Here is a 7,391-nt window from a genome sequence, read left to right as displayed (position 1 = left end):
TTCGCCACGGCCTCCTCGGCCGCGCGCAGCCATTCCCGCCACTGCGCGGCCTGCTGCTCGGCCTCGGCCGCCCGCTTCTCGTCGCCCGCCTCGCGGGCCTTCTCCGCCTGCGACTCGAACTGGTCGACCCGCTCCCGGAACTGCGCGGCACGGGCGTGCGCCTCCGGGTCGGTGCGCCGCCAACGGGCGTCCTCGGCCGAGCGCACCCGGTCCTGCACCGCCTTCAACCGCCCGTCCAGCTCCCGGATGCGCTCCCGCGGCACCTTGCCGATCTCGTCCCACCGCTGCTGGATCCGGCGCAGCTGTCCCTTGGCGGCGTCGAGGTTGGCCGCGGGGTCGATCTTCTCGGCCTCGGCGAGCAGTTCCTCCTTGCGGGTCGCGTTCTCCGCGAACTCCGCGTCCCGTTCGGCGAAGGCCTCGGAGCGGCGGGAGAAGAAGGCGTCCTGGGCCGCGCGGAACCGCTGCCAGAGCGACTCGTCGGCGTCCTTCGGGGCCCGGCCGGCAGCCTTCCACTCCGCCATCAGCTCCTTGTACCGGGCCGCCGTCGGACCCCAGTCGGTCGAGTCGGACAGCGACTCGGCCTCGGTGATCAGCTCCTCCTTGCGCTGCTTCGCCGCCACGCGCTGCTTGTCCAGTTCGGCGAAGTGCGCCCCGCGGCGCCGGTTGAACGCCTCCCGCGCCTTGGAGAACCGCTTCCACAGTTCGTCGTCGGTTCTGCGGTCGACCCCCTTGACGGTCTTCCACTCCTCGAGGATGGCCCGCAGCCGGTCGCCCGCGGCCTTCCACTGGGTGGATGACGCCGCGATCTCCTCGGCCTCCTCGGCCAGCGCCCGTTTCCGGGCCGCCGCGTCCGCCCGCGCCCGCTCCCGCTCGGCGCGGGCCCGCTCCAGGGCCTGCCCGGCGTGGTCGATGACGTGGTCGAGCCGGGTGCGCAGGGCCTCGACGTCCCCGACGACGGCCGCCTCGGCGAGCCCGTCCCGCAGGTGTGTGGCGCTGGTCAGCGCCTGCTTCGGGTCCCCGGTCCCCGAGTTCAGCCGGGTCTCGAGCAGTTCGGCCTCGGTGCGGAGGTCGTCGAACCGGCGGGCGTAGTGCCGCAGTCCCTCCTCGGCCGTGCCCGCCTGCCAGACGCCGACGGCCCGTTCGCCCTCCGGGGTGTCGACGTACACCGTCCCGTCGTCGTCGATGCGCCCCCAGCGGGACGGGTGGTGCTCGGCGACCGGCACGGTGGGGGCCGGGGTGCCGCCCCGTCCGTGCGGTACCTGGCCCGGCGCGGGGACGTCACTCCCGCCGACGTCACTGGTGTGGGGGTTGTGCTCGGCCATGGCGGGCTCCTTCTCGCCTGTCCGGCCCGCGTGCGGCGCGGGCGCCCCGCGGGGCGGGGCCGGGTGGTGCGGGTACGGGTTGTCGGCCCGCATTCAACCAGGTCACCACGCTCGCTGGGTATCCCGTGCTCCACGGGAACCCCGTCCCGACCCCACCGGTAACCTCGGGATCGTGCTCGCGTGTGTCCCCATCATGCCCGCTCGCAGGCGTTCCGTACCCACCCGCGCACCCGGCGCGCCGCGCCGGGGCGACGCGACCGCGTGGCGGCACGGGTGAGCGGCGGGATCCGGCCGGTCGCCCTCGTGGGGCCCACGGCCACCGGGAAGACGGCGCTCGGGGTGGAACTCGCGCGGGCGCTCGGCGGTGAGGTGGTCAACGCCGACGCGATGCAGCTCTACCGCGGGATGGACATCGGCACCGCCAAGGCCACGGCCGCCGAGCGGCGCGGCGTCCCGCACCATCTGCTCGACGTCCTCGACGTCACCGAGTCCGCGTCGGTGGCCGCCTACCAGCGCCACGCCCGTGCGGTGATCGAGCGACTGCTGGCGGCGGGGACGGTGCCCGTCCTCGTCGGCGGGTCGGGGTTGTACGTCCGGTCGGTCGTCGACGAGCTGCGCTTCCCCGGCACCGACGCGCGGGTCCGCGCGAAGCTGGAGCGGGAGGCGGCCGAGCGGGGGACCGCGGCGCTGCACCGCAGGCTGGCGGAACTGGATCCGCGCGCCGCGGCGACGATCCTGCCGTCGGACACCCGGCGCACCGTGCGGGCGCTGGAGGTCATCGAGATCACCGGGGAGCCGTTCTCGGCCAACCTGCCGGAGCCCGCGCCCCCGCGGTACGACACGGTGCTGATCGGGATCGACCGCGCCGTCGACGAGCTCGACGACCGGGTCCGGCGACGGGTGGAGCGGATGTTCGCCGACGGCCTGGTCGACGAGGTCCGTGCCCTGGAGGAGAAGGGCCTGCGGGAGGGGACGACCGCGCCGCGGGCGCTGGGCTACCGCCAGGTGCTCGACGCGCTGGCGGGCGACGGTGACCTCCGGGAAGCGGAACGGGCCACGGTGGTCGCCACCCGCCGGTTCGTGCGCAGGCAGCGGTCGTGGTTCCGCCGGGACGGGCGGATCCGCTGGCTCGACGGTGCCGGTGCCGATGCCCTCCACCGGGTGCGCGCGGAACTGGCTCGGTAACCTCGTGCGCATGGGTGGGATCGAGTTCCTGAAGGGACACGGCACACAGAACGACTTCGTGGTGCTGCCGGACGTCGCGGGCGCGCTGGACCTCACGGCGGGCCGGGTGGCGGCGCTGTGTGACCGGCAGCGGGGGCTCGGTGCCGACGGCGTGCTGCGGGTCGTACGCCCGGAGTCGGTCGGGGTGGACTCCGGGGCCGGGTGGTTCATGGACTACCGCAACTCGGACGGGTCCCTCGCGGAGATGTGCGGCAACGGGGTGCGGGTGTTCGCCCGGTACCTCGTGGAGGCCGGGCTGGAGGGAAGGCGCGAGTTCACCGTGGGCACCCGGGCGGGCGACCGGCCGGTGCGGGTCCACGACGACCTCTCGGTCACGGTGCGGATGGGCCGCGCCGCCGTCACCGGGACGTCGGTGGCCGTGGTCGGTGACCGGGCGCTGTCCGGGGTCGCGGTGGATGTCGGCAATCCACACCTCGTCGCGGTGCTCGAGGACGATGTGACCGCCCTCGACCTGCGCGAACAGCCGCGCTACGACGACGGCATCTTCCCCGACGGGGTGAACCTCGAGTTCCTCAACGTGCTCGCCCCGGAGCGGCTGCGCATGCGGGTGCACGAACGCGGGGTCGGGGAGACCAGGGCGTGCGGCACCGGGACGGTGGCGGCGGTGGCCGCCGTGTCCCACCTGCGCGGGGCCGAGCGGGGCGAGGCCGACGTCGCCGTCCCCGGCGGCACGGTGCACGTCACCGTCGACCGGGACGGCTCGACGCTCAGCGGCCCGGCCGTGTTCGTCGCCCGGGGCGAACTCGACTCCGCGTGGTGGGACACCGCGGCCTAGCCGCGTGGTCGGCACCGCGGCCTAGCCGCGTGGTCGGCACCGCGGCCTGAGCCGCCGGGTGCGCGAACGGGAACCGGCGCGGCGGGAATAGGCCCGTGTGCCGCCCGGTTGACCCGGGCACACGCCCGTCCGTGTCGGGCGCCACGGGCGTCCGGACGGGTAAATTCGCTCGTTCTTTCCCACATGGCGTGGGACGATAGGGAGACGATGACAGAACCGACACGCAACGATCTCCCCGACGTGGAGCTCGACGACCGCGAGCTCTCCCAGGGGGAACTCGACCTCGCCGAACGCGCCTCGCTGCGCCGGGTGGCGGGGTTGTCCACCGAGCTCACCGACGTCACCGAGGTCGAGTACCGGAAACTGCGCCTCGAGCGCGTCGTGCTCGTCGGGGTGTGGACCGAGGGCACCGCGGAACAGTCGGAGGAGTCGCTGGCCGAACTCGCGCGGCTCGCCGAGACCGCGGGTTCCGAGGTGCTCGAAGGGCTCATCCAGCGGAGGTCGCGGCCGGACCCGGCGACCTACATCGGTGCGGGCAAGGTCCGTGAACTGGCCGACATCGTGCTCGCCACGGGCGCCGACACGGTCGTCTGCGACGGTGAGCTCTCGCCCAGCCAGCTGCGGCAGCTGGAGGAGAAGATCAAGGTCAAGGTCATCGACCGGACCGCGTTGATCCTGGACATCTTCGCCCAGCACGCGCGCTCGAAGGAGGGCAAGGCCCAGGTCGAGCTGGCGCAGCTGCAGTATCTGATCCCCCGGCTGCGGGGCTGGGGCCAGAACCTCGCCCGGCAGGCGGGCGGTCGCGCGGGCGGCGGCAACGGCGGTGTGGGGCTGCGTGGCCCCGGTGAGACGAAGCTGGAAACCGACCGCAGGCGCATCAACAAGCGGGTCGCCAAGCTGCGTGCGGACATCGACGCGATGGACACCATCCGCGCGACCAAGCGGGGGCGCCGGGTGGCGAACGCGGTGCCGAGCGTCGCGCTCGTCGGCTACACCAACGCGGGCAAGTCCAGCGTCCTCAACGCCCTGACCGGGGCGGGGGTGCTGGTCGAGGACGCCCTGTTCGCCACCCTCGACCCGACCACCCGGCGGTCGGCGACCCCGGACGGCCGGGTCTTCACGATGACCGACACCGTCGGGTTCGTGCGGCACCTGCCGCACCAGCTGGTGGAGGCGTTCCGCTCGACGCTGGAGGAGGCCGCCGATGCCGATCTGCTCGTGCACGTGGTGGACGGGTCCGCCGCATCCCCGGAGGACCAGCTGACCGCGGTGCGGCAGGTCCTCGGGGAGATCGCCGAGCAGCGTTCCGCGACGTTGCCGCCCGAACTCGTGGTGATCAACAAGATCGACGCGGCCGACGAGGTCGCCCTCGCCCGGCTGCGCCATCTCGCCCCGAATGCCGTGCTCGTCTCGGCGCACACCGGGGCGGGGATCGCGGAACTGACCACGGAGGTCGCCGAGCGGCTGCCGCACCCGGAGGTGACGGTGGACGCCCTGGTTCCCTACACCCGCGGTGAGCTGGTGGCCCGTGCGCACGCCGACGGTGAGGTGCTGGCCGAGGACCACACCTCCGAGGGAACCCACCTGCGTGCCCGGGTCCACCCGGACCTCGCGGCCGCACTGGACCGCTACGTCACGGACGCCTCCCCGACGTGAGTGCGCGCGGGTTCGGGTGCGGCGGTGCCGGCCCGATTCCGCTATCGTCGCGGGAGTGAACGGTCCCGCACTCGGTGTCGTGACGGCCGTGCTGCTGTTCCCCTCCGCGTTGCTCCCCGCCCCTGCCGCGTCCGGGGACTCCCCGGGGCCGGCCGGGGGCACGACGGCGCGGACCGACCCGGTCGGGTCCGTGCCGGAGCCGGAAGTGCGCTGCTCGTTCACCGACGACCGGCTCGACGAGGTGTCCGGACTGGCCGCCCGGGACGGGGACGTGTACGCGGTGAACGACGGCGGGACCCGGGTCGAGGTGTTCGTGCTCGACGACGCGTGCGCGGTCCGCGACGTGCTGCGGCACCCGATCGATCCGTACGACGTCGAGGACCTCGCGCTCGGTCCGGACGGCACCCTCTGGCTCGGCGACACCGGGGACAACCGGCGCAGGCGCGAGACGGTCGCCCTGCACGCCGTCCCGCGCGGGGACGCGGGGGCGACGCTGTACCGCCTGACCTACCCGGACGGTCCGCACGACGCGGAGGCGCTCGTGGTGGACGAGCAGGGTGTTCCGCACATCATCACCAAGGACGTGCTCGGAGCGTCCTCGGTCTACCGGCCGGCCGGGCCGCTCGCGGCGCCGGGGCCGACCCCGTTGGAGGAGGTCGGCACGGTCTCGCACAGCCCCACGGACACCCCGGGCGGGCCCGTGGGCACCCTCGGGTCGACACTGATCACCGGTGCGGCCCTGGCCCGGGACGGGTCCGTGCTCGCCGTCCGTACCTACACCGACGCGTATCTGTACCCGGTCGACGACGGCGACCTGCCCGCGGCCCTGGAGCGGGAGCCGGTCCGGGTTCCGCTACCCGACGAGGAGCAGGGCGAGTCACTCGCGTTCACCGACGACGGCGACCTGGTGTCCGTGAGCGAGGGGGTCGGCAGTCCGCTCCGTGTGGTCCCGGACGCGGCCACGCTCGCCCGCGCCCCGGCGTCGGACGACGCGACGGACCCCGCCCCCGTACCGCGGAGCCGGTCCGGGACCCGGCCGGAGGACACCGGATCCGGAGGACGGGCGGACACCGCGTCCGACGGCACGGGCGAATCCGGGCTCGCGACACTCCCCGGTGTCCTGGTCGCCCTCGGGCTCGCCGCGGTGGTCATGGCCGGCCTCGGCAGGCTCCGACGGCGCTGACCCGGCGACCCGACCCCGCGGACCGATGCCCACGACCCGATTCCGCAACCGGCGCCCGGGTCCGGCGCTCAGACCCGGCGCTCAGAGTCGGCGCAGCACCGCCACGACCTTGCCGAGGATCGTGGCGTCGTCGCCGGGGATCGGCTCGTACGCCTCGTTGTGCGGCAGCAGCCACGCGTGGCCGTCCCGGTGCTTGAGCGTCTTCACCGTGGCCTCTCCCTCGATCATGGCCGCCACGATGTCGCCGTTGTCGGCGGTCGGCTGCTGGCGCACCACGACCCAGTCCCCGTCGGTGATCGCGGCGTCGACCATCGAGTCACCGGTGACGCTCAACAGGAAGACGTCCCCCTCGCCGACGATGTCCTTCGGGAGCGGGAAGACGTCCTCGATCGACTCCTCCGCGAGCACGGGACCGCCCGCGGCGATCCGCCCGACGAGCGGCACGAGTGCGGCGTTCGCCGCGGTCCCCGCCGGCGTCGTCGGATCGGCACGCTCGACGTCGGCGGCCAGCACGCCCACGGCGCGTGGCCGGTTCGCGTCCCGACGCAGGTAGCCCTTGCGCTGCAGGGCGCGGAGTTGATGGGAGACCGACGAGGTCGACGTCAGCCCCACGGCCTTGCCGATCTCCCGCACGCTCGGCGGGTACCCGTACCGGTCCACCCAGTCCCGGATCACGTCGAGGACCGTGCGCTGCCGCGGTGTCAGACTCTCGTCGGGTTCCTCGGCAACGGGCGTGAGGTCGCCGACCGTGCCGCTGTCCTCCGTCTTGCGTGCCACCCCGTACTGCCTCCCGGTCGAGAGCGCGACGCGTCGGCCGTGCCCGATACTGCATGTCCACTGTCGACACTATCTGTCATCGACACGTTTCTCAAACGCATGTTCGACAAGCGTGTCGGTGCGTCTCGATTTTCCGGAGACGTTCTGCAAGAATCGCACGTACGTTCGATAGAACTGGTGTTCGAGCGTGGGAGGTCGCGATGGTCCGGGACGTGGCGAGGGCATCGGTGTTCCGGGGGCGGTCACCGTCCGGTGCGGCCGGGTCGGGTGTCCGCGGCGCCGGAAACGGAGGTCGGCGGCGCCCCGACGGCGGGTCCGACTGGCCGTGGCTGGTTCTGCTCGCCGCGGCGGTGGCGGCGATCGTCGTCGGGTTCGGCCTGTTCGTCACCGCGCTCGCCGGACCGGACGGTGCGGATGCGGCGCGCGGCGTGGT

7 protein-coding genes are annotated in these 7,391 nt (G+C 73.7%); 5 read left to right on the top strand and 2 right to left on the bottom strand.

The annotated features are described in order from the left end of the window. Positions 1-1,322 (bottom strand): DUF349 domain-containing protein (locus SACPADRAFT_RS25650; RefSeq protein WP_040923953.1); only part of this gene is annotated, 1,322 nt, incomplete at its 3' end. A 273-nt stretch (positions 1,323-1,595) separates the two neighbouring features. On the opposite strand from SACPADRAFT_RS25650, the gene miaA reads away from it, so the two are divergent. The 4 genes from miaA to SACPADRAFT_RS0204755 all read left to right on the top strand — a co-directional run bounded on the left by miaA (position 1,596) and on the right by SACPADRAFT_RS0204755 (position 6,181). Beyond that, positions 1,596-2,507, top strand: coding sequence for a tRNA (adenosine(37)-N6)-dimethylallyltransferase MiaA (miaA, locus tag SACPADRAFT_RS0204770; protein WP_007025699.1), 912 nt, complete (start codon positions 1,596-1,598; stop codon positions 2,505-2,507). A 10-nt stretch (positions 2,508-2,517) separates the two neighbouring features. Continuing rightward, positions 2,518-3,342 carry a diaminopimelate epimerase gene (gene dapF, locus SACPADRAFT_RS0204765; protein WP_084258321.1) on the top strand — a complete coding sequence of 275 codons (825 nt, stop codon included), beginning with the start codon at positions 2,518-2,520 and terminating at the stop codon, positions 3,340-3,342. A 207-nt stretch (positions 3,343-3,549) separates the two neighbouring features. Further along, complete coding sequence (hflX, locus tag SACPADRAFT_RS0204760) at positions 3,550-4,998, top strand: GTPase HflX (RefSeq protein ID WP_028662215.1); 1,449 nt, start codon at positions 3,550-3,552, stop codon at positions 4,996-4,998. Positions 4,999-5,053: 55 nt separating this feature from the next. Further along, on the top strand, positions 5,054-6,181 hold the full coding sequence (locus SACPADRAFT_RS0204755; RefSeq protein ID WP_028662214.1) for a hypothetical protein: 1,128 nt from the start codon (positions 5,054-5,056) through the stop codon (positions 6,179-6,181). 81 nt (positions 6,182-6,262) lie between these two features. Here SACPADRAFT_RS0204755 and lexA read toward each other — a convergent pair whose 3' ends face one another. After that, complete coding sequence (gene lexA, locus SACPADRAFT_RS0204750; RefSeq protein ID WP_007025703.1) at positions 6,263-6,958, bottom strand: transcriptional repressor LexA; 696 nt, start codon at positions 6,956-6,958, stop codon at positions 6,263-6,265. 212 nt (positions 6,959-7,170) lie between these two features. On the opposite strand from lexA, the gene SACPADRAFT_RS33730 reads away from it, so the two are divergent. Continuing rightward, positions 7,171-7,391 (top strand): hypothetical protein (locus tag SACPADRAFT_RS33730; protein ID WP_233357124.1); only part of this gene is annotated, 221 nt, incomplete at its 3' end.

Source organism: Saccharomonospora iraqiensis subsp. paurometabolica YIM 90007 (assembly GCF_000231035.2).
GTDB lineage: Bacteria > Actinomycetota > Actinomycetes > Mycobacteriales > Pseudonocardiaceae > Saccharomonospora > Saccharomonospora paurometabolica.
This window is presented reverse-complemented; position numbering and strand designations above follow the sequence as displayed.

Excerpts from the sequence above, each read along its gene's own strand:
- dapF (WP_084258321.1), top strand. The coding sequence starts at position 2,518 with ATGGGTGGGATCGAGTTCCTGAAGGGACACGGCACACAGAACGACTTC.
- hflX (WP_028662215.1), top strand. The coding sequence starts at position 3,550 with ATGACAGAACCGACACGCAACGATCTCCCCGACGTGGAGCTCGACGAC.